This window comes from Saccharothrix espanaensis DSM 44229, assembly GCF_000328705.1.
GTDB lineage: Bacteria > Actinomycetota > Actinomycetes > Mycobacteriales > Pseudonocardiaceae > Actinosynnema > Actinosynnema espanaense.
In genome coordinates, this window is record NC_019673.1 from 4,447,431 (window position 1) to 4,474,123 (window position 26,693).

The 26,693-nt window shown below is 74.1% G+C and carries 25 protein-coding genes; 12 read left to right on the forward strand and 13 right to left on the reverse strand.

Translation table 11 applies throughout. The annotated features are described in order from the left end of the window. Positions 1-79: 79 nt before the first annotated feature. The 8 genes from BN6_RS19660 to BN6_RS19695 all read left to right on the forward strand — a co-directional run bounded on the left by BN6_RS19660 (position 80) and on the right by BN6_RS19695 (position 8,441). On the forward strand, positions 80-499 hold the full coding sequence (locus tag BN6_RS19660) for an acyl-CoA thioesterase (protein ID WP_015101461.1): 420 nt from the start codon (positions 80-82) through the stop codon (positions 497-499). Continuing rightward, entirely contained in the window at positions 496-2,817 is a 2,322-nt protein-coding gene (locus BN6_RS19665; RefSeq protein ID WP_015101462.1) for an oxidoreductase, read from the forward strand. The genes BN6_RS19660 and BN6_RS19665 overlap by 4 nt, the downstream gene beginning before the upstream one ends. 24 nt (positions 2,818-2,841) lie before the next feature. Continuing rightward, complete coding sequence (locus tag BN6_RS19670) at positions 2,842-3,861, forward strand: carbon-nitrogen hydrolase family protein (RefSeq protein WP_015101463.1); 1,020 nt, start codon at positions 2,842-2,844, stop codon at positions 3,859-3,861. Between the two features lie 28 nt (positions 3,862-3,889). Continuing rightward, complete coding sequence (locus tag BN6_RS19675) at positions 3,890-4,987, forward strand: hypothetical protein (RefSeq protein ID WP_015101464.1); 1,098 nt, start codon at positions 3,890-3,892, stop codon at positions 4,985-4,987. 80 nt (positions 4,988-5,067) lie between these two features. Next, entirely contained in the window at positions 5,068-5,712 is a 645-nt protein-coding gene (locus BN6_RS19680) for a hypothetical protein (RefSeq protein WP_015101465.1), read from the forward strand. Positions 5,713-5,816: 104 nt separating this feature from the next. Then, complete coding sequence (locus BN6_RS19685) at positions 5,817-7,043, forward strand: amidohydrolase (protein ID WP_015101466.1); 1,227 nt, start codon at positions 5,817-5,819, stop codon at positions 7,041-7,043. Positions 7,044-7,053: 10 nt separating this feature from the next. Further along, positions 7,054-7,278, forward strand: coding sequence for a hypothetical protein (locus BN6_RS19690; protein ID WP_015101467.1), 225 nt, complete (start codon positions 7,054-7,056; stop codon positions 7,276-7,278). Between the two features lie 71 nt (positions 7,279-7,349). Continuing rightward, positions 7,350-8,441 (forward strand): MerR family transcriptional regulator, encoded by a 1,092-nt coding sequence (locus tag BN6_RS19695; protein WP_015101468.1) that lies wholly within the window; start codon positions 7,350-7,352, stop codon positions 8,439-8,441. An 8-nt stretch (positions 8,442-8,449) separates the two neighbouring features. Here the strand turns inward: BN6_RS19695 and BN6_RS19700 are convergent, their stop codons facing one another. Further along, on the reverse strand, positions 8,450-9,499 hold the full coding sequence (locus BN6_RS19700; RefSeq protein ID WP_015101469.1) for an amidohydrolase family protein: 1,050 nt from the start codon (positions 9,497-9,499) through the stop codon (positions 8,450-8,452). Between the two features lie 46 nt (positions 9,500-9,545). Further along, entirely contained in the window at positions 9,546-10,718 is a 1,173-nt protein-coding gene (locus tag BN6_RS19705; protein ID WP_041317412.1) for an MFS transporter, read from the reverse strand. A 171-nt stretch (positions 10,719-10,889) separates the two neighbouring features. On the opposite strand from BN6_RS19705, the gene BN6_RS19710 reads away from it, so the two are divergent. Further along, on the forward strand, positions 10,890-12,047 hold the full coding sequence (locus BN6_RS19710; protein ID WP_015101471.1) for an ROK family transcriptional regulator: 1,158 nt from the start codon (positions 10,890-10,892) through the stop codon (positions 12,045-12,047). A 52-nt stretch (positions 12,048-12,099) separates the two neighbouring features. Here the strand turns inward: BN6_RS19710 and BN6_RS19715 are convergent, their stop codons facing one another. Continuing rightward, entirely contained in the window at positions 12,100-13,050 is a 951-nt protein-coding gene (locus BN6_RS19715; protein WP_231905345.1) for a cytochrome P450, read from the reverse strand. Between the two features lie 330 nt (positions 13,051-13,380). Here BN6_RS19715 and BN6_RS19720 point away from each other — a divergent pair, with 330 nt between their 5' ends. Beyond that, positions 13,381-13,890, forward strand: coding sequence for a MarR family winged helix-turn-helix transcriptional regulator (locus tag BN6_RS19720; protein WP_015101473.1), 510 nt, complete (start codon positions 13,381-13,383; stop codon positions 13,888-13,890). A 304-nt stretch (positions 13,891-14,194) separates the two neighbouring features. On the opposite strand, the gene BN6_RS43930 is transcribed toward BN6_RS19720, so the two are convergent. From BN6_RS43930 to BN6_RS19750, 6 genes are all read right to left on the reverse strand, one after another. After that, positions 14,195-14,833: a restriction endonuclease gene (locus BN6_RS43930; protein ID WP_015101474.1), complete on the reverse strand. Its 639-nt coding sequence runs from the start codon at positions 14,831-14,833 to the stop codon at positions 14,195-14,197. A 71-nt stretch (positions 14,834-14,904) separates the two neighbouring features. Then, positions 14,905-15,222 (reverse strand): hypothetical protein, encoded by a 318-nt coding sequence (locus tag BN6_RS19730; protein ID WP_041313336.1) that lies wholly within the window; start codon positions 15,220-15,222, stop codon positions 14,905-14,907. Between the two features lie 82 nt (positions 15,223-15,304). Next, positions 15,305-16,243 carry a PLP-dependent cysteine synthase family protein gene (locus BN6_RS19735; protein WP_015101476.1) on the reverse strand — a complete coding sequence of 313 codons (939 nt, stop codon included), beginning with the start codon at positions 16,241-16,243 and terminating at the stop codon, positions 15,305-15,307. Between the two features lie 64 nt (positions 16,244-16,307). Beyond that, positions 16,308-18,137: an ABC transporter ATP-binding protein gene (locus tag BN6_RS19740; protein ID WP_015101477.1), complete on the reverse strand. Its 1,830-nt coding sequence runs from the start codon at positions 18,135-18,137 to the stop codon at positions 16,308-16,310. Between the two features lie 132 nt (positions 18,138-18,269). Continuing rightward, the gene (locus BN6_RS19745; RefSeq protein WP_015101478.1) at positions 18,270-20,582 is read right to left on the reverse strand and encodes an ABC transporter permease; all 2,313 of its coding nucleotides are present in this window, start codon (positions 20,580-20,582) and stop codon (positions 18,270-18,272) included. Then, a complete protein-coding gene (locus tag BN6_RS19750; protein ID WP_015101479.1) occupies positions 20,579-21,259 on the reverse strand; it encodes an ABC transporter ATP-binding protein in 681 nt (226 codons plus the stop codon). Before BN6_RS19750 ends, BN6_RS19745 begins: the two co-directional genes overlap by 4 nt. A gap of 204 nt (positions 21,260-21,463) precedes the next feature. On the opposite strand from BN6_RS19750, the gene BN6_RS19755 reads away from it, so the two are divergent. Then, entirely contained in the window at positions 21,464-22,756 is a 1,293-nt protein-coding gene (locus BN6_RS19755) for a sensor histidine kinase (protein ID WP_051076008.1), read from the forward strand. Next, entirely contained in the window at positions 22,753-23,409 is a 657-nt protein-coding gene (locus BN6_RS19760; protein WP_015101481.1) for a response regulator, read from the forward strand. Before BN6_RS19755 ends, BN6_RS19760 begins: the two co-directional genes overlap by 4 nt. 132 nt (positions 23,410-23,541) lie before the next feature. On the opposite strand, the gene BN6_RS19765 is transcribed toward BN6_RS19760, so the two are convergent. The 4 genes from BN6_RS19765 to BN6_RS42145 all read right to left on the reverse strand — a co-directional run bounded on the left by BN6_RS19765 (position 23,542) and on the right by BN6_RS42145 (position 26,409). Beyond that, entirely contained in the window at positions 23,542-23,748 is a 207-nt protein-coding gene (locus BN6_RS19765) for a DUF4287 domain-containing protein (protein WP_015101482.1), read from the reverse strand. Then, entirely contained in the window at positions 23,745-24,560 is an 816-nt protein-coding gene (locus tag BN6_RS19770) for a siderophore-interacting protein (protein ID WP_015101483.1), read from the reverse strand. The genes BN6_RS19765 and BN6_RS19770 overlap by 4 nt, the downstream gene beginning before the upstream one ends. A 327-nt stretch (positions 24,561-24,887) precedes the next feature. Further along, positions 24,888-25,295 carry an MmcQ/YjbR family DNA-binding protein gene (locus tag BN6_RS19775; RefSeq protein ID WP_015101484.1) on the reverse strand — a complete coding sequence of 136 codons (408 nt, stop codon included), beginning with the start codon at positions 25,293-25,295 and terminating at the stop codon, positions 24,888-24,890. Between the two features lie 133 nt (positions 25,296-25,428). Next, positions 25,429-26,409: a peptidoglycan-binding protein gene (locus BN6_RS42145; RefSeq protein ID WP_015101485.1), complete on the reverse strand. Its 981-nt coding sequence runs from the start codon at positions 26,407-26,409 to the stop codon at positions 25,429-25,431. Between the last annotated feature and the right edge of the window lie 284 nt (positions 26,410-26,693).

Here is a 26,693-nt window from a genome sequence, read left to right on the forward strand (position 1 = left end):
GAGCGATATCTCGTTGTCTTGACGAGCGTCAACATTCCGCAATACGGTTCGCGGTGTCAAGAGTCCTGGAGGAGCAGCCATGGCGACACCGGATCTCCGGCCCGAGGTGACGATCGAGCGCCGCGTCGAGTGGCACGACACCGACGCCGCCGGCCACCAGCACCACTCCGCGATCCTGCGCTGGGTGGAGCACGCCGAGGCGGAACTGCTGCGCGGCCTGGGCCTGGCCCGCCTGTTCGGGCGCTCGCCGCGGGTGCGGCACGAGGTGAACTACCGGTCCCGGCTGTGGTTCGGCGAGACCGTCCGCGCCCGGCTGGCCGTCGTCCGCGTCGGCCGGACCTCGCTGCACTACGAGTTCACCGTGCACGGCGAGTCCGGCATGGCGGCCGACGGCACGCTGGTGATCGCCCACGTCGAACCCGACGCGCCCGGCGCGACGCCGTGGCCCGACGACGTGCGCTCCGCCCTGGCGGGCCCCGTGGAAGCGGGCCGCCGATGAGGATCGCGGTCATCGGCGGCGGCCCCGGCGGGCTGTACTTCGCGGCGCTGGCCAAGCGGCTGGACCCGACGCGGGAGATCACCGTGTGGGAGCGCAACGCGGCCGACGACACGTTCGGCTTCGGCGTCGTGTTCTCCGACGAGACGCTGGACGGCATCGCCGGCGCCGACCCGGTCATCGCCGCCGCCATGGAAGCCGAGTTCGCGCGCTGGAGCGACATCGACGTCCACTACCGGGGCGTGGTGCGGACCTCCGGCGGCCACGGGTTCGCCGCGATCGAGCGCAAGCGGCTGCTCCAGCTGCTCCGCCGGCGCTGCGCCGAACTCGGCGTGGACCTGCGGTTCTCCACCCTCGCGCCGGACGTCGACGCGCTGCGCCGCGACCACGACCTGGTGGTGGCGGCCGACGGCGTGAACTCGGCGACCCGCGCCAAGTACGCCGACGTGTTCCGGCCGTCGCTGGACGAGCGCCACTGCCGGTACATGTGGCTGGCCACCGACCGCGTGCTGGAGGCGTTCACGTTCCTGGTGCGCGAGACCGGGCACGGCCCGGTGCAGGTGCACGCCTACCCGTTCAGCGCCGACCGCAGCACGGTCATCGTCGAGCTGACCGAGGGCACCTGGCGCGCCGCCGGTTTCGCCGGGCTCGGCCGGGACCTGCCGCCGGGGCGCAGCGACGAGGAGAGCGTGGCCCGGTGCGCCGCGCTGCTCGGCGACTTCCTCGACGGGCACGCGCTGCTGACCAACAACTCCAAGTGGGTCCGGTTCACCACCGTGCGCAACGCGACCTGGCGGCACGACAACCTGGTGCTGCTCGGCGACGCCGCGCACACCGCCCACTTCTCCATCGGCTCGGGCACCAAGCTCGCCATGGAGGACGCCCTGGCGCTGGCCGCCGCGCTGGAGCACACCGCCGGGACCGGGGCCGCGCTGGAGCGCTACGAGGCCGAGCGCCGCCCGGTCGTGGAGTCCACCCAGCGTGCCGCGCAGGCCAGCCTGGAGTGGTTCGAGACCATCGACCACGCCGTGGGCCAGGAACCCGACCAGTTCGCGTTCAACCTGCTCACCCGCAGCCGCCGGGTCACCTACGACAACCTCCGGCTGCGCGACCCCGACTACATCGCCGCCCTCGACCGCTGGTTCGACACCGGCCAGGACGTGCCGACCCCGCCGCTGTTCCAGCCGTTCGCGCTGGGCGGGCTGACCCTGCGCAACCGGGTGGTGTCCGCGCCGGTCGCGCTCTACCACGCCGCCGACGGCGTGCCGGGCGACGCGGAACTGCTGCACGTGGCCGGGAAGGCGTTGGGCGGCAGCGGGTTGGTGCTCGCCGGCATGACGGCGGTCAGCGCCGCCGGCCGGGTGACGCCGGCCTGCCCCGGGCTCTACACCGACGAGCAGGTGGCCGCCTGGCGGCGCGTCACCGACGCCGTGCACGAGCTCAGCGGGGCGCTGATCGGCGTGCAGCTCAACCACGGCGGCCGCAAGGGGTCGACCGCCGTGCCCACCACCGGGTCGTTGGGCGGACCGCTGGCGGACGGGTGGGAGACCGTCGGGCCGTCGCCGCTGGCCTACCGGGGGCTGCCCGCACCGCGCGAGCTGACCGAACGCGAACTGCACGTGCTGGCCGAGGAGTTCGCGGCGGCCGCCGCACGGGCCGACGCGGCCGGGTTCGACGTGCTGGAGATCCAGGCGGGGCACGGGTTCCTGCTCTCGACGTTCCTCTCCCCGCTGACCAACCAGCGCACCGACCGCTACGGCGGCGGCCTCGACGGGCGGCTCGCGTTCCCGCTCGCCGTGCTCGACGCCGTCCGCGCGGTGTGGCGCAAACCGCTGCTGGCCAGGATCTCCGCCTGCGACTGGGCACCCGGCGGGACGACCGTCGAGGACGCGGTGCGCGTCGCCGCCGCGTTCGCCGAGCACGGCGTGGACGCGGTGGACGTGTCCAGCGGCGAGGTCGTGCCGCACGAGCGGCCCGCGTACGGGCGCGGCTACCAGACCCCGTTCGCCGCGCGGATCCGCTCCGCCACGGGCGTCGCGACGATCGCGGTCGGCGGCATCTCCGGCTACGACGACGCCAACTCGGTGCTGCTGGCCGGACGGGCGGACCTGGTCGCCGTCGGCCGCGCCCACCTGCACGACCCGGCGTGGACCCTGCACGCCGCCGCCGACCTCGACTACACCGGCCCCGGCGCGCCCTGGCCGCCGATGCACGCCGCCGGCCGGGCGAAACCGCCCTCGGCGGGCCGGGCCCGGCCCTCGCTCGCGCTGCGCCCCGCCGAACCCGAACCCGTGCACCAGCGCTGGCTGCCCGGCCGCTAGGGACGTCTCAGGCAGGAGAGAACCATGGACGACTTCCCGTGCTTCACGGCCGCCGCGGTCCAGGCCGCCCCGGTCTACCTCGACCCGGCCGCCACCGCGGCCAAGGCCGCGTCGATCATCCACGAGGCCGCCGGGCGGGGCGCGGAACTCGTGGTGTTCCCGGAGGTGTTCGTCGCCGGATACCCGTACTGGAACTGGACGATGAACCCGGTCGCCGGGTCCCCGCTGTACGAACGGCTCTACCGCGCGTCGATCGACGTGCCCGGACCGCACGTCGACACGCTGCGCGCCGCCGCTGCCGCCACCGGCACGACGGTCGTGATCGGCGTCAACGAGCGCGGCCGGCACAGCCTGGGCGTGCTCTACAACACCGTGCTCACCATCGGCCCGGACGGTTCGCTGATCGGCCGGCACCGCAAGCTCGTGCCGACGTGGGCGGAGAAGCTCACCTGGACACCGGGCGACGGCAGCACCGTCGTCGTGCACCGGACCCCGATCGGCCCGCTCGGCGTGCTGGCGTGCGGCGAGAACACCAACACGCTGGCCCGGTTCTCCCTGCTGGCGCAAGGGGAGCTGGTGCACGCGGCGAACTACATCGCGCTGCCGGTCGCCCCCGCCGACTACGACATGGCCCAGGCCATCGCGATCCGCACCGCCGCGCACGCGTTCGAGGGCAAGGTGTTCTCCGTCGTGGCCTGCTCCACGATCACCGAGGAGATGATCGAGGTCGCGGCCGGCGACGACGCGGAGACCGCGCGCCGGATGCGCCGGCCGAACAGCGCCCTGTCCGGGATCTTCGGCCCGGACGGCAACCCGGTCACCGAACCGCTGGTCGACGACGAGGGCATCGTCTACGCCGAGATCGACCTGGCCCGCTGCATCCAGCCCAAGCAGATGCACGACATCATCGGCCACTACAACCGGTTCGACGTGTTCCGCCTGCACCACAACACCTCCCCGACCACGCCGCTGGTCCACGAGCCGGTCCCGCCGGTCCCGCTGCAAGGTCCGTGGACGCCGGACGAGCCGGACCGGACTGGCTAACCTGGGGCACGACGAAGGGGGAGCGGTCGTGCGAGTCCTGTACGAGGGCCAGGTGTGGGTGCACTACGGGCAGTTCTCGGTGGAGAGCACCGACGGGTTCCCGGAGATGGGGGAGTGCTTCGGCGGGCAGCGCAACGGCCTGTGCGGGGCGGCGTCGCCGGGCAACCTGTTCCTGATCACCGGCACCCACACCGGCGAGGTGGGGTTCGTCGTGGAGTCGCACGACGGCCCGCCGCCGCTCGACGAGGGGTGGGAAGAGGTCGTGGAGGTGCCGTTCCGGCCGGTCGGCGAGATGCACCTGGTCGGCTGGGCGGCGGAGTGGTCCGCGCCGCTGGACCTGCCCGTGACCGACTACCGGGTGCGCTACAGCGCGATCGGCATGGACCGCGAGCAGAACGGCCTGGAGGAGGACCCGGAGCGGGAGCGCTACCTCCTGCAGTTCTGGCCCGCCCCGCCCGCGCCCGACGAGGTCGTCCGGCTCACCGGGGAGCAGGCCGCCTACTGGCACCGGTTCGCCAGTGAACAGCCGCCGCCGCCGACGCCCGAGCAGAAGGCCGAAGCGCTGCGGGCCGCCGAAGCCGAACGCCGGCGCGCGGCGGAGGAAGCCCTGCTGGAGACGGAGAAGCGCGACTGGGGCGGCACGCTCCCGGCCGACGACCTGCGGGCGTTGCGCGGCCGGTCGGCCAAGGGCCTGGCGGCGTACGACCGGCCGCTGGTGGACGCGCTCGCGGCAGCGCCGGAACCCGACCAGCGGGCGATCGCCCGGTGGGCGGTCCGCCGGGCCTACGCGGAGGCGGGGATCGCCGGGCTGCCGTGGATCGCGTCGGCGTTGGACGTGCTGGACCGGGGCGGACCGCCGCCCGCGCCGTTCGACGACGACCGGGCCGCGTGGCAGGCGCTGATGGACGATCCGGCCCGGCCGTCGACGGTCATCACCACGCTCGACGGGACCAGCGACAACTTCCTCCAGCAGGCCATGGCGTTCCCGGCGATCTTCCACGCCACCGGGGACGACCCGCTGTCCGCTGTGGTCGAAGCGGTGTGGACGGCGGCGTCGACCATGGGGCGCGGACGGCAGGACGTGCTGTTCGCCGACCTGCGCGCGGCGTTCCCGACCCTGGGCTGAGCGGGGTTCGTCCGCGCCGGTGGAACCGTTGTCGTGAAACGGGATCGGCGGCGCGGACAGCCGGGCTAGGGTGCCTGGTTGTGAAGCCGGATCTGAGCACCCTGCGGGCCGCGGTCGTCGCCTTCGGCGGCGGCACCGAGCCGGAGAAGTCGTGGACGGTGCTGCTGGCCGCCACCGCACCGGCCATCGACCTCGCGCTGCCCGCGCACCGCGAGGCCGCGCACCGCTGGCTCAACGCGTGGGGCTGCCGCATCCGCTACCCGAAAGCCGGCGAGCCGCCGGTGTTCGACACCGCCCTCGCGGCCTGGTGGGAAAGGTGGCACGCCGCGCTGCCGACCGCGCGGACCCGGCTCGGCGGCCTGGCCGACGAGCAGATCGCCGAACTCGGCGCGTGCTTCGCCGACCTGGTCGCCACCCCGGCCGCCGCCACCCGCTCACTCGGCCCGACCGCCGCCGCGAAGCTGCTGTTCGCCCTGCGCCCCAACAGCTTGATGCCGTGGGACGACCTGATCGCGCAGAAACTGCACGGCGCACGCGACGGGACCGCGGACGTCGCGCACCTCACCCTGGGCCGGACCTGGGCGGTGGAGCTGCTGGCCGAGGCCGGCACCGACGAACCCGACCTGGTCGCCCAACTCGGCCGTCCCGGCCGCTCGCTGGCGAAGGTGCTCGACGAGTACTGCTACCTCGTGCACACCCGCGAGTGGTCGGCTGCGGCCGGCTAGTCGCACTGCCAGCGCAGGATCGTGCAGCTCCGTCTGGCGCGGCGGCCACCGCCGCGCCGGTCCGACATGTTGCCGGCCGGCCGGAACACGCTGATAGTGATCGGGTGAACCTCGATGATCTCTACCGCGACCTGCACCAGCACCCGGAACTCGGCTTCGCCGAGACGCGCACGGCGGCGATCGCCGCGCGGGAACTGCGCGCCGCCGGGTTCGAGACCACCGAGGGGATCGGTGTCACCGGTGTCGTGGGGGTGCTGCGCAACGGCGACGGGCCCACCGCCCTGCTGCGCGCCGACATGGACGCCCTGCCGGTCGCCGAGCGCACCGGGCTCCCGTACGCCAGCACGGTCGTCGTGGACAAGGACGGCCACTCGGTCCCGGTGATGCACGCCTGCGGGCACGACGTGCACGTGACCTGCCTGGTCGGCGCGGCCCGCGAGCTGGCGGCCTCCCGTGAGACGTGGCGCGGCACCGTGCTCGCGGTGTTCCAGCCCGCCGAGGAGCTGGGCGGCGGCGCGCAGGGCATGGTCGACGACGGCCTGTTCGACCGGGTCGGCACGCCGGACGTGGTGCTGGGCCAGCACGTCGCGCCGATCCCGGCGGGCATGATCGGGCTGCGGCCGGGGCCGGCGTTCGCCGCCGCGGACACCCTGAAGGTGACCCTGTACGGCGAGGGCGGGCACGGGTCGCGGCCGGAGGCGGCGGTCGACCCGGTGGTGATGGCGGCGGCCACCGTGCTGCGGTTGCAGACCGTGGTGTCGCGGGAGGTCTCCGGCCTGGACACGGCCGTGGTGACGGTCGGGGCGATCAAGGCGGGCACGGTCGCCAACATCATCCCGGACTCGGCCGAGCTGCTGCTGAGCGTGCGCTCCTACACGCCGGCCGTCCGGGACCGGGTGCTGGCCGCGATCGAGCGGATCGTGCGGGCCGAGGCGGCGGCGTCCGGCGCGACCCGGGACCCGGAGATCACCTTCGTCTCGGGCTACCCGGCCGTGGTTAACGACCCGGCCGCGGCGGCGCGCACCCGGACCGCGCTCGCCTCGGTGGTGACCGACCCGCGGGTGGTCGACCCCGGCCCGGTGACCGGCAGCGAGGACGTGGGCGTGTTCGCCACGGCCGCCGGCGTGCCGCTGGTCTACTGGCTGCTGGGTGGCGCGGACCCGGCCGCGTTCGCCGGCGCGACGTCGGCCGGCACGCTGCGCGAGATGGCCGCGGGCCTGCCCGCGAACCACTCGCCGCTCTACGCCCCGGTGATCAGCCCCACGCTGGAGATCGGCGTGGCGGCCCTCGTCTCGGCCGCCCGCACCTGGCTGCCGGTGACCGCCGGCTAGGGTGGGCGGCATGGGGGAACGAGAGATCCAGGAAATCCGGATCGGCGTCTACGCCACCGAGGAACAGGCCCGGGAGCTGGTCGAGCGGTTCATGCTCGTGCTCTGCCCGGACCCGGAGCACGCCGGGCCGTGCCCGGTGCCGTGGAGCATCGGGCTCGCACCCGGCGAGGCGCTGACCGACGACCCGTACCCGGGGCTGGTCGAGCAGTTCCGGATCGAGCACGGCGAGGGTTGACCTTCACCCCGGGGCAAGCCGCACGGTGGTGGCAGCCGGGCGTGGCGCCCGGTCGGGGAAGGGGTGGGGGAGTGGAACTGCTCACCATCGGCGAGTTCGCGCGGGCGTCACGGCTCTCGCCCAAGGCGTTGCGGCTCTACGACGAGCTGGGGCTGCTGCCGCCGGCGCGGGTGGACCCGCGCTCGGGCTACCGGTTCTACTCGCCGGACCAGTTGGAGCGGGCGCGCCTGGTGGCGTGGCTGCGCCGGCTGGGGATGCCGCTGGCCCGGATCCGGTCGGTGTGCGCACTGGACCGGGCCGGGGCGGCGGCCGAGGTGCGGGCCTACTGGGCGCGGGTCGAGGCCGACACCGCCGCCCGGCGCGACCTCGCCGCCTTCCTCGTGGCCCAGCTGTCGGGGGCCCGGGACCCAGGGGAGGAACCTGCCATGACCGTGGCACTGAAGTACGCGCTGCGCACCGATCGCGGCCTCGTCCGCGACTCCGACCAGGACTTCGGCTACGCGGGCGAACGCCTGCTGGCCGTGGCCGACGGGTTCGGTTCGCGAGGCGGGCCGGTGAGCGCGATGGCCATCGACGCGGTGGCCCCGCTGGACACCGCGATCCCGGTGGACGACCTGCTCGACGCCCTGTCCGACGCCGTGCGGCGGGCCGGGACCGCCGTCGGCGACTACCTGTCGGCGCACCAGGAGCAGGAGTGCAGCGGGACCACGTTGACCGCACTGGTGCTGTCCGGTTCGCGGCTCGGTCTGGTGCACGTCGGGGACGGGCGGGTGTACCTGCTGCGCGGCGGCGACCTGTTCCTGATCACGCACGACCACACGGCCGTGTGGTCGCTGATCGCCGAAGGCCGGCTCACCGAGGAGGAGGCGGCCGGCCACCCGCAGCGGTCGCTGCTGGTCCGGGCGCTGCACGGCCGGGCGGTGGAGCCGGACCTGGCGCTGCACGACGCCGTGCCCGGCGACCGGTACCTGCTGTGCTCGGACGGCCTGCACACCGTCGTCGCCCGTGACGACCTGCGGGACGTGCTGCGCGAGGCCCCCGACCCGCAGGAGGCGACCCGCCGGCTGGTGGACCTGGCCAACGCGAACGGCGGCCCGGACAACGTGGTGTGCGTGGTCGCCGACGTGGTGCCCGGAGTGGTTGCGGACGTGGTGGCGACCTAGTCGTTGCGTCAGGGGCGCACGCGCACGGGGCGTCCGCGCAGCACCACCGCGATCGGGTGTTCCAACTGGTCGAGGTCGCCGCGCGGGTCCTCGGCGTACACCACGGCGTCCGCGGGCGCGCCCGGCACCAGGCCCGGCAAGCCCAGGTAGGCGCGGGCGTCCCAGGACGCGGCGGCCAGTGCGTCGTGCGGGCGCACCCCGGCGGCGGCCAGCGCGCGCACCTCGTCCGCGATCCGCCCGTGCGGCACCGAATCCGTGCCCGCCAGCAGCCGCACGCCCGCCTCGGCCGCGGCGGCCACCAGACCGGGGTGGGCCCGCGCGGCGGCGACCCGCGCGGGGTTGCGGTCAGCCTCCGGGCGTTGCAGCATCCGGTGCAGGCCCGCCTGGGCCAGCGACAGCGTCGGTGTCAGCGCGATGCCGCGCTCGGCGATGCGGGTCAACAGGTCCGGGTCGAGCGCCGTGCCGTGCTCGATCGAGTCCACGCCGGCCTCGACCGCGGCCGCGCCGCCCTCGGCGTGCTGGCTGTGCACCGCCAGCCGGCCGCCGACGGCGTGCACCGCCTCGGCCGTCGCGGTCAGCACCGAGACCGGGACGACCTCGTCCTCGGCGCGCCAGTCGGCGACGACCTTCGCCCACCCGCTCCGGGCCGCCTGGGCGGCCGCGACCGAGGGCAGGTCGGCGTGGTCGACCCGGCGGCCCCAGCCGTCGATGAACTGGCCGTTCTGGGCCAGCCACGGCCCGGCGTGCCACGCGCGAGGCGTGTCCGGGTCGGTGCCGAACCAGTCCGGCGGGTCGCCCGCCAGGCCGGGGGCCCGGATCGCCGTCACGCCCGCGTCCACGTGGCGTTCGAGGTGGTCGCGCAGCATGTCGTCGTCGAACCGCTGCCCGAACTCCTCCACCCCGGGGTGGGTGTGCGCGTCGACCAGGCCCGGCAGCAGCCAGCCCTCGGCGACGAGCACGGCGTCACCGACCGGCTCGGTAGTCCACCGGTCGCCGTCCGCGTACAGGTCGACGTGTTCGCCGTGCGGCAGGGCACGGCCCCGAATCCGGATCACCACCCGGCCACTCTAGGACCGCCTGGAGAAGATTTCCGTTGGTATGGCGTCACTTACGTCGATCGCCGGGGCGCAGCACCCCCGCGAACGCGACCAGCCCGCACGCCAGGACGGTGACCACGATGAACGACACGGTCAGCGACGTCGCCTGGGCTATCCCGCCGATCAGCGACGGGGCCACCAGGCTGGAGGTGTAGGTGACGGTCGCGACGCCCGCGATGGCCCGGCTCGGGTTCGACCCGCTGCGCCCGGCGGCGGCGAACGCCAGCGGCACCACCACCGCGATGCCCAGGCCCAGCAGGCCGAAGCCGCCGATCGCCGCCGCCGGGTTCGGCGCGAGCACCACCAGCAGACCGCCGGCTGCGGCGACCAGCCCGCCCGCGCGGACCGCGCGCACCGCGCCGATCCGGTCCACCACCGCGTCGCCCGCGATCCGGGCCACCGCCATGGTCAGCGCGAACCCGGTGGTGGACGCGGCGGCCAGGCCCGCCGACGTGCCCAGCACGTCCCGCAGGTAGACCGCCGACCAGTCCAGGCTCGCGCCCTCGGCGAACACCGCGCAGAACCCGACCGCGCCGATCAGCAGGGCGGACTTCGGGGGCAGGGTGAACCTCGGCGGCGGCTCCTCGTCGACCTCGGGCCGCACGTCCAGCACCCGCCGGGTCACCGCGAGACCGACCGCGGTCAGCACCAGGGCCGCCACCAGGTGGTGCAGCGGCGCGGCGACCTCGAAGTGCGCGGCGGCGGTGCCGGCGGCCGAGCCGAGCAGCGCGCCGACGCTCCACATCCCGTGCAGGCCGGACATGATCGAGCGGCCCAGCCGGGCCTCGACCTCCACGCCGATGGCGTTCATCGTGACGTCGGAGGTGCCCGCGCACGCGCCGAACACGAACAGCGCCAGGCACAGCGTGAGCAGGTTCGGGGCCAACGAGGGCAGGATCAGCGCGAGGGTCCACAGTGCGAGCAGGCCGCGCAGGGTCGCCTTGCTGCCGAACCGGTGGCCCAGCCGCGCGGCGAACGGCATGACCAGCGCCGAACCGATCGCCGGGAACGCCAGCGCCAGCCCGAGCTGCCCGGCGCTGAGCCCGGCGTGCTCCTGGATCCACGGCACCCGCGTGGCGAACGACCCCAGCACCGCGCCGTGGACGCCGAACACGGCCCCGATCGCGACCCGGGCCCGCCGCGCCTCCTGCGCGCCGCCGACCGCCACCGTCTCGTTCACGTAGCCACCCCTCCCCAGAGTGTCGACCGCCACCCGCCCGCCGAAACCCGTGCGGTCCACGAGCGGTCGCCGCGGGCACCGTGGAACCGGCGCGGGCGACGGGTGCCGAAATTATCAGGAAGGTTTCCTGAAAGAAAGGTCGACGGCCTCCGATCTGCGAAGATCGCCGGTATGCCCGCATCACCGAGCGCCGCTCGTGCGATCAACGACCGGGAGGCGCTGCGCCTCCTGCGGTCCGGCCCGCTGACCGCCGCCGACCTCACCCGGCTCACCGGCCTGTCCCGCCCCACCGTCGCCGACCTGGTCCGCCGGCTCGGTGACGCGGGCCTGGTCACCGTGGTCGGCGAGGCCGACGTGCGCCGGCGCGGGCCGAACGCCCAGCTCTACGGCATCGTCCGGACCCGCGCCCACGTCGCCGCGCTGGACGTCCGCACGCACAGCGTCTCCGTCGTCGTCGCGGACCTGCTCGGCGAGGTGCTGGCGGAGGCGTCGACGCCGATCGGCCCGGCCACCACCACCGAGCACGCCGTGGCCCGCACGCTCACGCTGCTCACCGACACCGCGCTCGAAGCGGGCGCGCCGACGCTGCACTCCGTCGGCATCGGCGTGCCCGGCCTGGTCGACCCGCGCACCGGCGACCTGCGCGGCATCGCGGGCCTGCCCCGGTGGCACGGCGAGGTACTGGCCGAACTACGTGCCCGACTGGCCGGCCGGCTCCTGGTGGAGAACGAGACCAGCGTGGCCGCCGTCGCCGAACACCGCCTGGGCGCCACCCGCGACCTAGACACGTTCGCCCTGCTCTGGCTCGGTCACGGCACCGGCGCGGCGCTCGTGGTCAACGGCGGCCTGCACCGGGGCGCGTCCGGCGGCGCGGGCGAACTCGGCTTCCTACCGGTCCCCGGCCGGCCCTGGCCCGCCGGCGGCGGCTTCCACGGCCTGGCGTGCTCGGCGGCCATCGCCGAACTCGCCACCGAGCACGGGCTGGTGTCGTCGTCGCTCGTGCCGTCGTCGGACCTGCCGGGCGCGGCGGCGGTGCGCGACGCCGTGACGACCGGCGCGGACGGTTTCCTCGACGCCCTGGCCGACCGCGTCGCCGTGGGCGCGGCGTCGATCGCGGCCGTGCTCGACCCGGGGTGCGTGGTGCTGGGCGGCGAGATCGGCCGGGCGGGCGGCGAGGACCTGGCGGGCCGGGTCGCCGACCGGCTGTCGGCGGCCTCGCCCATCACCACCACCGTGCGGCCCAGCGCACTGGGTGGCGAGGCGGTGCTGCGCGGCGCGTTGCTTACCGCGTGCGAATCGGCACAGGATGACGTGTTCGCGACGGTCTGACCACCCCAGCACCCCCCTGCTCCAGCACCCCCCGGGCCCTATCAACACCCCCTTACTCCAACACCACCGGCAGCGCCGTGAGCCGGCTGCCCAGGATTCCGCCGGGGCCGGTGTGCCGGAGGTCGTCGAGCGGCACGGCCAGGCGCGCGCCGGGGTAGTCCGACCGCAGCACCGCCACCACCGCGCGCAGCTCCAGCAGGGCGAGCTGCGCGCCGACGCAGAAGTGGGGACCCGCGCCGAAGGTCAGGTCGTCGGCGCGGGTCGGATCGGCGTTGACGGCCTCGACGTCCACCAGCACGGGGGAGTGCGCGGGCAGCCGCTCGCCCGCCAGGTGGAGTTCGGCGGTGGTGAACCGCCACAGCGTGTACGGGGCGGGCGGGTGCCGGCGCAGGACGTCCCGGACGAAGTCGGCTTCCGTTGCCGCGCCGGGCTTTTCGGCGAGTGCGTGGGCGATGGTGAAGCCCAGCGAGGCGTCCGTGGTGAGCTGGCCGGCGAAGATCAGGCTGAACAGGTGGTAGCGCACCTGCTGCCGGGTCGTGCCGGGCGGGACGCGGTCGCGCAGCTCGGCAGCCAGGCCGTCGTGGGCCAGCCCTTCCTCGGCCACGGCCTCCAGCTCGGCGATCGCCGTGGTCGAGTCGCCGGTGACCAGCAGCCGGCACGCGGCGGCGGCCCGGTCGACGTGCGCGAGCGGGACGCCGAGCAGGTCCAGCAGCACGGTCAGCGGGTAGCGGGTGGTGAAGTCGGCCATCAGGTCGACCTCGCGAGGCAGGTCCGCGAGCAGCTGGCGGGCGGTGTCGTGGACGCGCTCGGCGTTGTCAAACACCCGCTTCGCGCTCAACAACGGGGCGTGGGCGCGGCGGAGCAGGGCGTGCTCGGCCCCGTCGAGCGTGGTCAACGCGGGCTGCTCGGCAGCCGTCCGCTCCAGGCCGGCCAGGTGGGGGTCCCACGGCGCGGCGGCCGGGTCCTTGACGATCCGAGGATCGGCGAGCACAACCCGCGCCAACTCGGCATCCCGAACGATCCACACCGACCCGCCCGCCGGCGCTTCGACCCGAACGACAGGCCCGGCACGGCGCGAAGTGCGCTCCGGGTCCGTTTCGGTGATCCCGCGATTCACGGCGGCGAAGTGGCGCACCAGAACTCCCCCAATGGTAGCTTCATTCTGAAGTAGCTTCATGATGAAGCTAATCTGCCCGCCGGTACGTTGTCAACGCACGCGATCAAGCACACGCGTCCAGGCGCACACGTTCAGACCCACGCCTTCAGACACACGCGATCAGGCGCACACGTTCAGACACACGCGATCAAGACACATGCGAACAAGGGATTGGCGATGGACGAGCCCGGCGAACGCGCCGCGCGACTGCTGGACGGCCTGCGCACGTTCGGCGCGAACTACACCGACTTCACCGCCCGCTTCGCGACCTGGCTCGGCCTGCACGCCACCGACGCCACCGCGCTCGCCGAGATCCTCTACGCCGAGGACCAGGGCACCCCGCTCACCCCGACCAGGCTCAGCGAACGCCTGGCCCTCACCACCGGGGCGACCACGAACCTGCTCAACCGGCTGGAAAAGCTCGGCCACGTCGTACGCACCCGCGAGCACACCGACCGACGCATGGTCACCCTGCGCAGCAGCCCCGACATCGAAGCACCCGCCCGGCAGTTCTTCGGCCCGCTGGCCGGCCACCTGGACACCCTCGTCGCCCAGTACCAACCCGACCAACTGGACCTGATCGAGAACTTCCTCGACCGCCTGCGCGACACCATGGCCGCCGCCGTCGCCGACCCACCCCCGGTCCGCCCGTCGATCGCCGAGCCGAACACCACCTCCCGGCCGTGACGACGCGGCGCCGGATGCGCAACGTGGGCCGACACGCCCGCCCCGTCCGCACCGCGCCCCTCCGCGCTGGTCTCAGACGACCGGTGCCGAAGCGTTGGCGCGGGGCGTTGCGGTGTGGCGCTGTGGTGTGGCGCTGTGGTGGGTCGCCGGAGTCGCCTCCGTGCCTATTTAGGCTCATGCTGCGAACCCATCTCCAGGTTGTCACGATCCACGCGCTTCACCTGAACGAGCGACGAGTTTCTAGGCGGTGGTGGGGTTGTGAGGTTCGTGGGGGCGGCAACCGGTGGGCTGGGGTGCGTTGGGGTCAGAGCAGGTGTTTGCGTCGGGGTGTGGGTGGGGATGGTAGGCCGGTGGCGCGGGGTGCTGTTCCGGAGTGGGCCCATCTTGCCAGTAGGGTTCGGTCTACCAGGGTTATCCCGGTTGCCTGGGCCACGTCGCGGGCCGGTCTCGTGTAGCTCGTCGTGGTGATCATCAGGGCGTGGTGGGCGCCGTGCAGGGCGCGGGCGGTTCCGGCGAAGCGTTGTACGTCCGGGCTTCTTACCTTCGAGATCTCCGGGTTGTAGCGCTTGCACTGCACCACGATCCGCCGGCCGAGTGGACATCGGGCCACCACGTCCGCGCCTGCGTCACCCGATCGGCCGACTACGTGGACGTCCGTGCACCCCGATCGGCTCAGCAGCCGTGCCGTCCACTGCTCGAACTCGGGCCCGCTCATCCCGTCGGTCGACGCGATGTGCCTGTCCCGCTCCGCCTGCACCCTCCGCCGCTGCGCCCGGTCGCGCCACCACCACACGCCGAACCCGACCGACGCGAGCACCACCAGGCCGCCGCCGACCGCGAACGGCACGGGGTGTTCCGCCGCCAACCTGAACAGCACCAGCACGGCCGCCACCATCGCGGCCGCCGCCCAGCCCGATCTCCGCTTCTTCTTCCGTCGCCCCATCTCGCCCCCCGACCTCCCAGCGTGGACGGTGGTCGCCGACCACCACCAGATGCCGTTGGGGTGACACGACCTCACGGTCGGTCGAGGACGTTCGGGACGGAGAGTGCGGCTCCCCGGCTCAGGACGGCGTACCGGGCACGGGCACCGAGCCGAGCGGTCACTTCGGTGTGCAGGAGTTCGACTTCGGCCACTTCGACGGTCGGCACCGGCACGCCCAGTGCGTGACACAGCAACGTCGCCGCGAAGACGGCATCCTCCTGGTCGTATAGATCGGAGTGCCCGTGCAATGCCCTGTCCAGCAAGGTTCCTCCTGGCACGACCGACGCGACCGACGCGACGGACACGGCGGACACGGCGGACACGGCGGACACGGCGGACGCGACCGACACCGCGATTCCCAATAGCGGCGTTGCGCCCTCCACGGTGTCGTGCCTGCGGGAGAGCGGAGTCCGGTTGTCGCGTCGACCGGTGTCAGGCCCGCCAGTCCCCGGTGCGGGTGAAGTGCTCCAGTACGGCGGCGTGCGGGCTCGGGTCCAATCCCTTGGCCGACACCCACTCGTCGTCGTAGTACGTCGTCGCGTAAGGAGTTCCCGAGTCGGCCGCGACCAGCACCACCGGGCCAGGCGTGCCCTCGTCGCGCATCCGGTGCAGCAGGTGGCACGCGCCCCGCAGCGCCGCGCTGGTCGACGGTCCGGCCCGCAGTCCGGCGGCCGCCAGGTGTCGCATGGCCGCGATGCCGACCGCGTCCGGCACCGGGATGACCAGGTCGACCACCGCGGGCTCGATCTGGGGCCGCCCGATGCCCTGGACCCTGGAGGGCATCCCTGTGCCGTAGTCCGGACTGTCGGTGACCCAGCCCGGGAAGTAGGCCGAGTTCTCCGGGTCCACCACGGCGACCCGGGTGGTCGCCCCGCGCCGCCGCAGGTGCCGGCCGACCACGTGGGAACTCGCGCCCGTGCCGACACCGAGCACGATCCACGCCGGCTCCGGCACCTCGTGCAGGATCTCGGTGACCAGGTCCGCCGGCTCGTGCGCGTCGACGGCGGGCCCCAGCCGCGCCAGGTGGTCGAGGTAGTGGCCGCCGGCCGCGAGTTCCCGGGCCCGGTCGTAGACGGCGAGCGGCGGGTCGACCGCGACGCAGACCTCGCCGTGCTGCTCGATCCGCGCTCGCTTGGCCGCCGACGTACGCGCCGGCACCACGGCCGTGAACGGCAGTCCGAGCAGCCGCGCGAAGTACGCCTCGGCCACCGCGATGTTGCCGCCGGCCGCGTCGACCAGCGGTGTGTCCTCGGTGATCAGCCCGCGCGTCAGGCCGTCGGGGAACAGGCTGCGGGCGAACCCGTGCTTGACGCTGCCGGTGGGCCGGTGCGACTCGTCCTTGGCGAACAGCCCGTCCACCAGCACCGGCACCAGCGGGGTCCCCGCTCGGCGGCCCGTTCCGCGCTCAGTGCGGCGAGCGCGCGGTCGGCCCAGCTCACGTGACGACGTCGGTCAGCTCGTCGTCGTCGGCGAGGAAGCCGCCCGACTGGTGGTGCCACAGGCGGGCGTACGGGCCTTGGGCGCGGAGCAGGTCGTCGTGCGTGCCCTGTTCCAGGACGCGACCCTCGTCCAGCACGATCAGGCGGTCCATCCGGACGACGGTGCTCAGGCGGTGGGCGACGACCAGCGCGGTGCGGTCCTCCATCAGCCGCCACAGGGCTTCCTGCACCAGGATCTCGTTCTCCGAGTCCAGGGCGCTGGTCGCCTCGTCGAGCAGCAGGATCGGGGCGTCGCGCAGGATCGCGCGGGCCAGGGCCACCCGCTGGCGCTGGCCGCCGGACAGCTTCACGCCGCGTTCGCCGACCAGGGTGTCGAAGCCCTCGGGCAGGTTGTCGGCGAACTCCGTCACGTGCGCGGCCTCGGCGGCGCGGCGGATGTCGGCCTCGGTCGCGCCGGGCCGGGCGAACGCGATGTTCTCGCGCAGCGTCCGGTGGAACATGGCGGGCTCCTGCGGCACGTACGCGATCAGGCTGCGCAGGTCTTCCTGGCGCAGGCCCGCGATGTCCTGGCCGCCGACCAGGATCCGGCCGCCGTCGACGTCCATCAGCCGCAGCAGCAGGCGGGTCAGCGTGCTCTTGCCGCCGCCGGACCGGCCGACCAGGCCGACCCGGTGCCCGCTGGGGATCTCCAGCTCCAGGCGGTCGAACAGCGGGCGGCCGGCGGTGTGGGCGAAGGTGACCCGGTCGAACCGGACGTCCGCGCCCTGCGGCCGCAGCGGTTCGGGCGCGGGCGGGTCGAGGACGGTGGGCGGGCTGAGCAGCAGTTCGGTGAACTGCGCGGCTTCGGTGAGCGAGCTCTCCAGCCGGCGGTAGACCTGGTTGAACTCGAACATGATCCGGGTGGCGTTGGAGAAGTAGGCGAAGGTCACCATGATCGCCTCGACGCCCAGCCGGCCGTCGGCCAGCCCGACCGCGACCAGCAGGCCCAGCGCGTTGGTGAGCACCGACATCGGCGCGACCACCGTGTCGATGCGCAGGTTCCCGTAGTCCCACGACCGCAGCGTGAGGGTGCGCTGCTCGGCGACGCGGGCCCGGTGCTCGGCGGCCTCCCGGCGTTCGGCGGCGAACGCGCGGACCGTCTCCATGTTGGTCAGCGTGTCGGCGACGTGGCCGGACACGCGGGCGATCGCGGCTTCCCGTTGGTCCACCAGCTGCTGCCGGCGGCGCACCAGCGGCGCGATCACCAGGCCGGTGAGCGCGAGCAGGCCCAGCAGGATCACCACCAGCAGCGGGTCGTAGCGCCACAGCACGACCGAGGCGAACACCAGCGGGACGACGTTGGCGATCACCGAGAACGCCAGGGTGTCGACGAACTCCTCGAACCGCGAGGAGAAGCTGAGCACCCGCTTGGTCAGCGAGCCCGCGAAGTTGTCGTGGAAGAACGCCGCGTCCTTGGCCAGCAGCTCCTCCATGCCGTCCACGCACAGCCGCTCGATGCCCCGGCCGTCGGTGCGGTTGAGGCAGTGCAGGCCGACCCGCCAGAGCACTTCGGCGAGCAGCAGCAGGCCGGCGAAGCCCAGCACGTAGGGCAGGACGGTCGCCAGGTCGCTCGACGCACCGCCGGCCAGCGCCCCCACCAGCGAGGCCACCACCAGCGGGGCGAGGTAGTGCAGGGCGGTGTTGCCCAGCGCGGGCAGCAGCAGGCCCGGGATGGAGTTGCGCCGCTGGCGGGCCAACTCCCGGGTGTAGCGGCGCAGGGCGAGCAGCACCGCCTTCCGGCGGGCGGGTGAACCACGATCGGCGCCGGAGATTCCGGGCACGGCCATTCGTCGCCCTCCAGGACGTGGGGATGCGGGTGCGTCCCCCATGCTGCCCCAGCGACGGCGAGCGCGGCGATCGAATATCGGTTCGGTCCTCTGTGGACGGTGCGGTGCCGGGTGGGTGCCCGGCACCGCCGCTCACTCGGCGCGCAGCGCGTTCGCGGTGCGGGTGCGCGCGGCCCACCCGGCGGGCAGCAACGACCCGAGGACCGCGATCAGCAGGCCACCGACCACGAACAGCGCGAGTTCGGCCGGGTGGTACACCGCGTACGCCGACGCCGGCAGTTCGGTGCCGGCGCTGCGGCCCATCGCGGGCACGATCGCCTCGTGCAGCGCCACCCCGACCGGCACGCCGATGACCCCGCCGACCAGCCCGGTCGGCACGATCGAGCACACCACCATCAGCACGGTCTGCCGGGGCGTCATGCCCAGTGCCTTGTGGACGCCCAGGTCGCGCACCCGTTCCCGGGTGTCGAGCAGCACCGTGTTGAGCACGCCCAGGCCGGCGACCACGACCAGCATCAGGGTCAGCACCGCGGTCAGGCCGCCGATCAGGACCAGCGTGTCGCTGAAACCCGCCGTGCGGCCCGGCCGCGCGTCCGAGCCCAGCGGTGCCAACGCGGCGTTGAGCCCGGCCAGGTAGGCGTCGAGGTCGGTGCCGGGCTCGGTGGTGACGTGGAAGCTGGTCGGCCGCGTCTCGCTGAACGACGCCGCGTCCGCGAACACCTGGAGGCCGTCGTGGCGGGTGTCGAACACCTCGCCGACGATCCGCAGCCGCACCGACCGGTCCCGCTCCCGCACCGTCAGCGTGTCGCCGACCCGCTTGCCGCTGGTGAACAGGAACGCCGAGGGCACCACGGCTTCGCCCGGCGCGCGGAACCACGTCCCGGAGATCAGGTGGTAGTTGCTGTGCGAGGTGTCGCCGGAGAACCCGAGCGCCAGCACCGATCCCGCCACGCCGGGCACGGTCGCCCGGGTCCGGGTGATGCCGTAGCGGGCGGCGGTGCCGGGCTGGGCGTCGATCGCGGCGGCGACCGCGCCGGCGTCGACCGCGCGGGTGGCCGGGGGAGCCGTGCCGGGCTCCGGGCGCGCGGTGGGCGGGGTGGCCAGGCCGCCCGGTCCCGACCCGCCGATCGCCACGTCGGTCGCGTCCGGCCGCCGGGCGGTCTCCAGCGCGCTGAGCGACGAGCCGAGCCCGACCGCGAACGTGACCGCCGTCGTCCCGAACACCACCGCCGCGACCAGCCCCAACGCCCGCGCGGGCCGGGCGAACGGGCGGACCAGGCCCAGCCCGGCGGGCCTGTGCAGGGGCAGCCGCGCGGCCACCCGGCCGGCCCACCGGCCCCGGCCGGGCCGGGGTGTGCGGCCGACGGCGAGCGCGTCCACGGTGCGCAGCCGCCCGGCCCGCCACGCGGCGGCCAACCCGGTCACCGCCACCACGCCCAGCGCGCCCACCACGACGAGCGCGTCCACCAGCGGGTCGACCGGCCGCACGGTCGTCCCGAACACCTCGCCGGTGTCCGCCAGCACCGGGAGGGCCAGCAGGTTCCCGGCGACCACGCCCAGCGCGGTGCCGATCGCCGCCGGGATCAGCGCCTGCCCCAGGTACGCCCGCACCACCTGCGCCGGGGTGAACCCGAGCGCCTTGAGCACCCCGATCCGGCGGGTGCCCGAGGCGACCGCGCCCGCCACCACGTTGCCGACCACCAGCACCGACATGACCAGCCCCAGCACCCCGAACGCGACCAGGAACGGCACGAACACGGCCGTCTCGCGCACCAGGTCGTGCCGCACGACCAACCACGACCGGCCCTCGACGAACCCACCGCCGGCGGCCTTGATCGCGGCGATGCCGGCGTCGACCCGCTCGGTGGTGTCGGCCGCCGCGAGCCGGTACAGCACCTGGTAGCCCTCGGGGGTGGCCAGCACGTCGGGCAGCACCCACGCCTCGGCGGTCCGGCCCACCGACCGGGCCACGCCGACCACGGTCAGCGTCGCGTCCAGCTCGGCGAACCGGATCTCCTTGCCCAGCAACCGTTCCGCGCCCGTCCCGCCGCCGGCCAGCACGATCTCGCCCGGCCCGGACACCCACCGCCCGGCCGACACCGCGACCACGTCGACCGGCCCGCCCGGGTCTGCCCGGCCGACGACCGCCAGCGGCGCGCGGTCCGTCCCGAGCCCGTCCGGGGTGGCCGTCACGGTCGGGAACGGCCCGGCCGTCGCCGTCACCTCCGGCAGCGCCGCCGGCCTCGGCTCCCCGGTGTACTGGGCGGTGACGTGCGCGCCGCGCTGCTCGGCGAACGCCGTGTCGAACGGCGCGCTGGACGCCACCAGCAGCGACCCGCCCAGCACCGACGCGGTCACCGCCATCATCGTGGCCAGCCCGATCACCACCGCCTGCACGCGGCGGCGTCCCACCCCGGAGCGCACCACACGACCCAGCGCGCTCATCGGGCGTCCTCCTCGGTGACGCGCCCGTCCACGATCCGGATCGTCCGGTTCGTGCACGCCTTGGCCAGCTCCAGGTCGTGGGTGACCACGACCAGCGTCTGCCCCTCGGCGTTGAGCCCGGCCAGCAGCGCGCTGACCTCCTCGCCGGACGCGGAGTCCAACGCCCCGGTCGGCTCGTCGGCCAGCAGCAGCGCGGGCCGGTTCACCAGCGCGCGGGCCACCGCCACCCGCTGCCGCTCGCCCCCGGAAAGCCGGCCCGGGTAGGCGTCGGCGTGCCGGTCCACGCCCAGCGCGGCGAGCAGCTCCGCCGTCCGCCGGCGGGCCTCGGCGCGGGAGACGCCCGCGAGTTGGGCGGGCAACGCCACGTTGTCCGCCACGGTCAGGTCGTCGAGCAGGTTGAAGAACTGGAACACCAGGCCGACCCGCTGCCGCCGGTAGCGGGCGGCGGCGGCCTCGCCCAGCCGGTCCACCCGCACCCCGTCGGCGGTCACCGTGCCCTCGTCCGGCCGGTCCAGTCCCGCGATCAGGTTCAGCAGGGTCGACTTGCCGCTGCCGGACGGCCCGAGCACCGCCACCGCCTCACCGGCCCGGACGGTCAGCGCCGCGTCGTGCAGGGCGGGCGGTCCGCCGTCGTACCTGCGGCTGACCTCCCGCAGTTCGATCACCGGCGTGGTCATGCGCTCTCCTCGGTTCGAGCCGTCCTTCGGTGCGGTCGAAGCTAGGAGCGCGGCCGGTCCGGCCGCGTCGGTCGCCGGAGCGGTTTCCGGTACCGCGCCGGGATGATGGCGGGCGGCGTCATCCTCGCGGCGTAGTCCGGGCGAGTAGCCGGACCGGCAGCGGTGCCGATGCCCGGCCGGGTGGGCGTCGGCGAGAATGGCCCGGTGCGCGAGTGGCTGGTGGACCGGGCGAGGGCCGGGTGGGCGGCGTTGTCCCGGACGACCGGGCCGCCGCCGCTGCCGACCACCCGCAACCGGGTGTTCGACGCGCTGCTCGCGCTGCTGGTGGCCCTGCTGTCGATCGAGTACGCGACCTCCGGCGTGGACGTGCGCGCACCGGTGATCTTCCTGCCGGAGCCGCTGCTGCCCGATTTCCGGGTGCTGCCGCCCGACCACCCGGAGGAGCGGGTCGGGCCGGTGCTGCTCGCGCTGGTCGCGTCGGTGTCGCTGACCGCGCGCCGGCGGTACCCGCTGGCCGTGCTGTGGGTCGTGACCGCGATGACCGTGCTGGCCTCCGGCGACGAGGCCCGGCTGACGTTCTACGCCGTCGTGATCGCCGTCTACAGCGCCGCCCTCTACTCGCAGTACCGGGTGGCGACGCTGCTGGGCGTGGGGTCGGCGGTGGCGGCGGCCTACGCGCTCGGCGACTCGCGGCTGCCGGCCGTGCCGCAGGAGTACCTCGCGCTGCTGATCGTGGTGCCGATCGCGTTCGCCGCCAACGGGATGCGCACGTGGAAGCTGCGCACCGACGAAGGGCTGGCGCAGATGTCGGCGCTGGAGGAGGAGCAGGCGGAGGCGCTGCGCCGCGCGGTCGAGCACGAACGCGCCCGCATCGCCCGCGAGCTGCACGACGTGGTGACCCACAACGTGAGCGTGATGGTCATCCAAGCCGGCGCGGCGCGCAAGGTCATGGCCGCCGACCCCGACCAGGCCCGGGAGGCGCTGCTCGCGGTCGAAGCGGGCGGCCGGGCCGCGATGTCCGAGCTGCGGCACGTGATGGGCCTGCTCGCCCCGGACGACGAGGCGGCCGACCCGCTGGCCCCACAACCCGGCCTGGAGCAGGTGGCGGCGCTGGTGCAGCGGGTGCGCGGCACCGGCCTGCCGGTGGAACTGGACGTCGCCGGCACGCCGCGCGCCCTGCCGCCCGGGATCGGGCTGGCGGCCTACCGGGTGGTGCAGGAGGCGTTGACCAACACCGTGAAGCACGCCGCCGGCGCGTCCGCGTCGGTGCTGGTCGAGTACCGGCCGGACCGGCTCAGGGTCGAGGTCACCGACACCGGCGGGCGGCCGGGCGCGGCGACCGGCACCGGGCGGGGCCTGATCGGGCTGCGCGAACGGCTCAGCGTCTACGGTGGCACCCTCCGGACCGGGCCGCGCACCGCCGGCGGGTTCCGGGTGACCGCCCTGATCCCCTTGGACCTGATCCCCTCGGACCTGATCCCCTTGGAGGAGTCGTGACCCGCGTCGTGATCGCGGACGACCAGCTGCTGGTCCGCACCGGTTTCCGGATGATCCTGACCGCGGACGGCATCGACGTCGTGGGCGAGGCCACCACCGGCGCGGAGGCCGTCGACGCGGTCCGCCGCACCAGGCCCGACGTGGTGCTGATGGACATCCGGATGCCCGAGCTCGACGGGCTGGAGGCGACCCGCCGCATCCTGACCGGCGCGCCGGGGGAGCCCCGCGTGGTCATCCTGACCACCTTCGACCTGGACCACTACGTCTACGCGGCGCTGTCGGCGGGCGCGAGCGGGTTCCTGCTCAAGGACGTGACGCCGGAACACCTGGTCTCGGCGATCCGCATGGTCCGCGCGGGCGACGCGCTGCTCGCGCCGACGATCACCCGGCGGCTGGTGGAGCGCTTCGCCCACCGCGACACCGGTGTCGTGCACCGCGACCTGGCCTCGCTCACGCCGCGCGAGCTGGAGGTGCTGCGGCTGCTGGCCCAGGGGTTGAGCAACGCCGAACTGGCCGCCCGGCTGCACCTGTCCGAGGCGACGGTGAAGACGCACGTGGCGCGCATCCTGGCCAAGCTCGACCTGCGCGACCGGGTACAGGCGGTGATCGTCGCCTACGAGACCGGCCTGGTGAGCCCGACCGCGCCGGCCTGAAGCCCCTGGTGGCTGACGGAGAAGGCTTCGGTGGCGTGCGATTCCGGGACGCGGTCGGGGAAACCGCCGTCCTGCCGGTCACCCGTCGCCTCCCGTTCGGATCCCGCCCCGGTGCCGGATCCGAACGGGGTCCTACTTGCCTTCGGCGAGCGTGTGCGCGACCAGGGCGTTGGCGTGGCCGTGGCCCAGGCCGTGCTCGGTCTTGAGCCAGGAGACCAGCTCCAGGTGCTTGGTCAGCGGGGAGGACCGGATGAGGTCCTGCCACTCGGCGATCGGCTTGCCGTACTTCTTCTCGATCGACGGGAAGTAGCTCGCCGGACCCCGCACCGCGTCGCTCACGCCGGCTTCTCCTGCTCCTGCTCGACCTGCCGGTTCCAGTCCGTCTTGGTGGACTGCCAGCCGTCCTCGTCCTTGCCCAGCCGCCAGTAGCCCGAGATGGACAGCTGGTCGCGCTCCAGCCCGCGCTCCAGTCGCAGGTGGCCGCGCAGCCCCTTGACCATGTTCGCCTCGCCGTGCACGAACACGTGCGCCCGGCCGGGCGGGAACTCCAGCGAGCGCACGGCCGCCACGACGGCGTCGCCGCGCGGACCGCCGGCCCGGTGCAGCCAGACCACGTCGAACGGCGCGTCCTGCTCGTCGTCCGGGCCCTCGACCTCGGCGAACACCCGCACGACGGCGTCGGCGGGCAGCGCGTCGAGGGCGGCGGCGATGGCCGGCCAGGCGCTCTCGTCGCCGGCCAGCAGGTGCCAGTCCGCGGCCGGATCCGGTGCGTAGCCGCCGCCGGGGCCGGCGAAGTGCAGCACGTCGCCGGGCTGGGCCTTCCGCGCCCACGGCCCCGCCACGCCGGAATCACCGTGGGTGACGAAGTCGATCCACAGCTCGCGGGCCTGCTCATCCCAACGGCGGATCGTGTAGGTGCGGGTGCGGGGCCACTGCTCGCGCGGCATCGTCTCGCGGATGGTGTCCGGGTCGAACGGCTCGGGGTAGGTCACGTCCTGTTGCGGGAACTGGAGCTTCACGTAGCTGTCGGTGTGCGGGCCCACCGCGAACTCGGCCAACCCGTCGCCGCCCAGCACCACCCGCACCATGTCGGGTGCGATCTGCTCGGTCCGCACCACGCGACCGCTCTTCACCCGTGATCGCTCGGCCATCGGCTCTCCTGCTCCTGTGCGTCCCAACACTCCCGGTGTCCACCGTACGTCGGACGTCCACCGTCCGGCGTAGCGCCCGCCGTTTCCGGCACCGCGCGGTTCCTGCCGTGAGTCTACGGTCGTAGCCTCACCGGACGTAGTTTGTGGCTGCCAGGCTGTCGGCCCCCACCGGCGGATTTCGGCCAGACCTCGGACCCGACCCGCGCGGCCGGGAAGCCGGCCGGCTCGTCGTCCAGCCAGGCCGGCGGCCGCGCGCGGGGTACCGCAACGTTTACGTCCGACAGCAGGAGCCCGCGTGCCATTTCCCCCGTTGAAGGGACCGGCTCGTCAGGCCGGTCGGTCCACCCGGTCGGCGAGCTTCTTCGGCGCGGACGCGCAGAAGCTCTCCACGAGCAGTTCGCCGACCTCGTCCCAGTCGGTGTCGGCGTCGAGGACCAGGCCGACCACGTTCGCCGCCCACCGCGGCTTGAAGAACGGGTGCGGCGCGATGCTCAACGCGACCAGTTCCGGCCCGGTGGCCCGGAAGGTGAGCACGCTGCCCGAGTCCAGTCCCGACGCCTCGGCGTAGGACGCGGGCTTGCCGCCGTCGACCTCCAGCAGGTGCGCGAACGTCCGCTGCCCGACCCGCCACCGGGTGCCCCGCCAGGCCCGCTCCTCGACCGCCTCCGGCAGCCCCGCGCACCGCGTCCGCACGCGCGCCAGGAACTCCTCCGGCACGTCCGGGTAATCCGCCACGTCGATCCTCCCCAGGTTCCGAACGCCGATTATCCCCAGTGGACGGTCGATTCGGGAGAGGGCGGAACTGTCGGTCCACGACGACCCGGACGTAAGGACCTCGCGCCACACGGCGGCCTCACGACGTGCGTGGTCACGTGATGGGTTGTTCGCAGTGCCATCGGCTGAAGTCGCCGGTCCGCCGCCACACCGCGCGCGCCATCTGGATGTTGCGTTCCGGGTCCAGCGCCGCGTTGTGGTCGCTGCGGAAGTCGAACAGCACTTCGTGGTCGTTGAGCTGGAACAACCCCCAGTCGCGGGTCTTGTCGGGGCGGCCGTAGATCCACATCGGGTCCAGCCGGGACAGGCAGTTCGCCAGCCGCACCGCTTGGTCGGGTTGCTCGGCGAACACCTCGCGCAGCCGGTGTTCGACCTGCTCCGGCGACCACGACGTGATCGTGCGGTGGCGGGCCAGCTCGTCCATCGTCGGCTGGTCGGCGATCCCGGTCGGTGGCAGCCCGGAGAGCTGCTGGAACGCCACCACCCGCATCTTCGTGTACGGCCCGAAGCGACCGTCGGCGGGCAGCGCGAACCCGGTGCGCTGGAGGGCGACCTGCAAGTCCTTGACGCACAAACCGTTGTCCCCCATGCCCAGCGGGTCGGCGCACCGCTCCGGCGAGCCGGCCGCCTGCAACCCGAACGACAACACCCCCGCCACCACTGCCCCGATCACCGCCCGCCGCGCCCGGGAACCCGCCCGCCGAGGCTCGGCCGGGCGGACGTCCGCTGTCCGTGGGCTCACTGTCCCCGAGCTGGTCTTCCGAGGACTGGTCTCCTTGGCGGCCGCGTCACCGACGGCGAGCCGCCGCCGCGCCGCGACCCACCGCGCGACCTCGGGTTCGTCGGCACCGCACGCCCGGACGTACGTCGTCACCAACGCCTCACGCGGCAACGACTCCCGGCCGAGCGCGGTGGCGATCGTGGTGTGCGGCAACACGTCCCCACGCGCCCGTGCGGCGGCCTCCACCTGGCGGAACGTGAGCCCGCACCACACGCGCAAGACCCGCAGGGCGGCCATGAACTCACTGGCGGTCGCGGCAGCGGCAGGGTCGGGCCTCGACTCGTCATCCCCCATGCCGCGATGTTGTCAGCACGGGACAGGCGCCTCCAGCGGCCGAACGGTGGGCCTGGTGCGGCCGCCATAGCACCCGCCGGCACTAGGCCGGATGGTTGAAGTTGGGGGTATTCCACGTCGGTAAGCCGATCGGAAGCGCTGGTCACGGTGGGTGCCGGGGCGAGGCGGTCCGATCGGTGCTCCACGGGGCGGCGCCAGACTGCATGATCGGGGCGGGTCGGCGGAGCGGAAGGCGGCGCCGGACGGCTGAGGAGTGGTTGCGGGTGGCTGGAACGTCGGACGGA